General features: G+C 35.1%; 4 protein-coding genes and 1 pseudogene. 2 read left to right on the top strand and 3 right to left on the bottom strand.

The genetic code is table 11. The features are described from left to right. Positions 1 to 342 (top strand): DUF488 family protein (locus ACFIME_RS09250; RefSeq protein ID WP_375684844.1); only part of this gene is annotated, 342 nt, incomplete at its 5' end. A 143-nt stretch (positions 343 to 485) separates the two neighbouring features. After that, positions 486 to 689 (top strand): helix-turn-helix transcriptional regulator, encoded by a 204-nt coding sequence (locus tag ACFIME_RS09255; RefSeq protein WP_375684845.1) that lies wholly within the window; start codon positions 486 to 488, stop codon positions 687 to 689. Between the two features lie 207 nt (positions 690 to 896). Here ACFIME_RS09255 and ACFIME_RS09260 read toward each other — a convergent pair whose 3' ends face one another. The 3 genes and pseudogenes from ACFIME_RS09260 to ACFIME_RS09270 all read right to left on the bottom strand — a co-directional run. Continuing rightward, positions 897 to 1,934, bottom strand: coding sequence for a tyrosine-type recombinase/integrase (locus tag ACFIME_RS09260; RefSeq protein WP_375671950.1), 1,038 nt, complete (start codon positions 1,932 to 1,934; stop codon positions 897 to 899). Positions 1,935 to 1,940: 6 nt separating this feature from the next. Beyond that, the gene (locus ACFIME_RS09265) at positions 1,941 to 2,159 is read right to left on the bottom strand and encodes a hypothetical protein (RefSeq protein ID WP_375618906.1); all 219 of its coding nucleotides are present in this window, start codon (positions 2,157 to 2,159) and stop codon (positions 1,941 to 1,943) included. Between the two features lie 139 nt (positions 2,160 to 2,298). Beyond that, positions 2,299 to 2,765: pseudogene (locus tag ACFIME_RS09270) on the bottom strand (DUF488 family protein); the annotation flags it as partial.

The raw sequence follows: 2,765 nt of genomic DNA on the forward strand, positions 1-2,765 counted from the left end.
AACAATATCAAAACTTTATGTGATGTTCGTAAAAATCCAATAAGTAGAAAACACGGATTTTCAAAAAGACAATTAGAGCAAACTGTAAGCAACATAGATATTGAATATATGCATATGCCTGAATTTGGAATTGCCTCTGAAAAACGAAGAAATTTGAAAACACAAAAAGATTATGACCGCCTTTTTGAAGATTATCAAAATACAACTCTCAAGAATAATTTTTGTGCAATAAACAAATTATATCAAATGTTTTTAAACAAAAAGCGCGTTGCAATAAGCGCGTTGCAATCACCTGTTTTGAAGCCAATGTATGCATGTGTCACAGAGGATAACTCGCATTAGCTCTCACTCAATTACCTGATTGGAAATATGAAATTAAGCACCTCTAAAAAATAAACTTGCAGATTTTTAAAAACTGGAGTGCTCCACATGCCTCCCAGCACCCCCGCCCATTTAATTAATATAAAAAAGAGAAAGGTAATAAGATGATATTTGATGATGGAGATGGATATGTAATAACACGTGAATGTGCACAGCTTTTTAGTGTATCAACCACAACGATTCGCAATTGGGTGCTTCAAGGGGAGTTTCCGCAACCCTATAAGCTAGGAAGAGCAGTGAGATGGAGAAAAAAAGAGATCTTAGCCTTCATTCCAAAGAAAAATAAGGAGCAAATAACAACAAATTAGGTAAAATTATATAAACTGTAGAAGGTGGTCTAAAAGGTGGTCTAAAAATAGCTATTTAAAGAAAAAATCTATATATTTCAATATATTTAAGAAATAAAATGGTGCCCAAAAGAGTTTCAATAATTTTAAATAAAATAAATGAGTTATTGCGATATGGGGGAAATTTATCATTATTGATTCCATTAATGTTTTTTATAGCACTATCCCTCATTTTTTTTGGAGCTTTTTTATCGCTTCTATAGCTAGCCTTTTGCGATCTGCGCTTTTTGTATAAAGAGATGCCATGTTGTCGTCGGTCCATCCAAAAATTGCCTTGAGTTGTGATACTGTTGCACCTGAATTAGCGGCGCGTGTTGCTGCTAATTTTCTTAAGCCATGTGCTGATTTTTTGATTCCCGCTACGTTACAAGCCTCACGAAAAAGGTTGCCAAAACTTTCTTTTACGAGTTTATTTCCGTTTTTTCCGCAAATGAATGTTTCATTTCCAATAGGACCAATTTTTAGAGTTTCTGCTAATTCAGGCAAAATGGGTAGAAAAACATCTGTTTGGAATTTACTTTTCTCTGTCTTGAGATGAATGATATTATCTTTGACATCGTTCCAACCAATGCGGACCGCATCACCACGACGCAAACCCGTGTAAAGAAGAACATCAATCCAGACGCGTTCATGTGAACCATGTGACCAATGGTGATAATATTTTTCAACATCTTCTTCTGTCCAAACAGCAAATCCATCTTTGTTGTTGAGAGGAGGTCTTTTTATTCCTAAAGCTGGGTTATTCTCCAGAAGTTCTTGATCGATCGCCCAATTAAAAAGTCCATTAAGTGCTTTTAGAAAATTTTGGGCAGCTGTTGGTTTTTCTTTGCGGCGTTCAACACCCGCTGTAATATGTGATTTCTTTATTTCTCTGTATGGAATGTTTCCTATAGCATCACATACCTTCATAAGGATAAGTTCTCTTTGTCTTTTCGTAGCTTTAGCAAGGCTATGCCAATGAACGCTGTTAAAGTATTGTTTAAGCAGCCATGCAAATGACCCTTCAACAAGTTTACCGGTTTTTGATTTAGGAAGTATAAGTCCTTGTAACTCGGCAAGTGCGCTTTTGTAGTTATCAACAAACTCTTGCGTTCCATAGGTACCGCGTATTCTAATGCGTTTGCCATGACCAATACGTACATACCATACAATTTTGCCATGTTGAGTAATTTGTTTAACGAGATGAGGAGGACGTGGTTTAGGCATGGTATTTTACATCTTAGAGAGTGCGGTTTCGTAATATTCATTCTTTGACAAATCTAAAAGTTTGTCTGGGTGGCTAACTGAATTTGGTATTGGAATATCTGCTTTAAGATAGATAAGCAGTTCACCGGTAGGTTTGATTTCTATGAGTTCGCATTTTTGCTTTTTTGCTTCTCTTAAAGCTCGTGCAATGTCTGCTTGCGTTATGATAGCTTTACGAGGTGCCATATCTTTTCTCCTTACATTGAGATGCAATTCACATGTGGCGTGAATCACGCATTACTTGAAAGTTGTTAGGAAGGGGGGGGCTAGGAGCCATTTGTGAAGAGAAGCACCCCCATATGTAAAAAATCTGTAAGTTTATTTTTTAGATGTGCTTAATTTCATATTTCCAATCAGGCAATTGAGTGAGAGCTAATGCGAGTTGTCCTCTATGACACATGCATACATTGGCTTCAAAACAGGTGATTGCAACGCGCTTTTTGTTTAAAAAAATTTGATATAATTTGTTTATTGCACAAGAATTATTCTTGAGAGTTGTATTTCGATAATTTTTAAAAAGGAGNAATTTGATATAATTTGTTTATTGCACAAGAATTATTCTTGAGAGTTGTATTTCGATAATTTTTAAAAAGGAGGTCATAATCTTTTTGTGTTTTCAAATTTCTTCGTTTTTCAGAGGCAATTCCAAGTTCAGGCATATGCATATATTCAATATCAATGTTGTTTACAGTTTGCTCTAATTGTCTTTTCGAAAATCCGTGTTTTCTACTTATTGGATTTTTACGAACATCACATAAAGTTTTGATATTGTTTTCTATGAGACAACTAAGA

Origin of the sequence: Bartonella sp. AP1QHHD, from assembly GCF_042196265.1 — a bacterium.
GTDB lineage: Bacteria > Pseudomonadota > Alphaproteobacteria > Rhizobiales > Rhizobiaceae > Bartonella.

Bases quoted from the DNA above. Each gene is read 5' to 3' on its own strand.
- ACFIME_RS09260 (WP_375671950.1), bottom strand. From the start codon at position 1,934: ATGCCTAAACCACGTCCTCCTCATCTCGTTAAACAAATTACTCAACAT.
- ACFIME_RS09265 (WP_375618906.1), bottom strand. From the start codon at position 2,159: ATGGCACCTCGTAAAGCTATCATAACGCAAGCAGACATTGCACGAGCT.
- ACFIME_RS09255 (WP_375684845.1), top strand. From the start codon at position 486: ATGATATTTGATGATGGAGATGGATATGTAATAACACGTGAATGTGCA.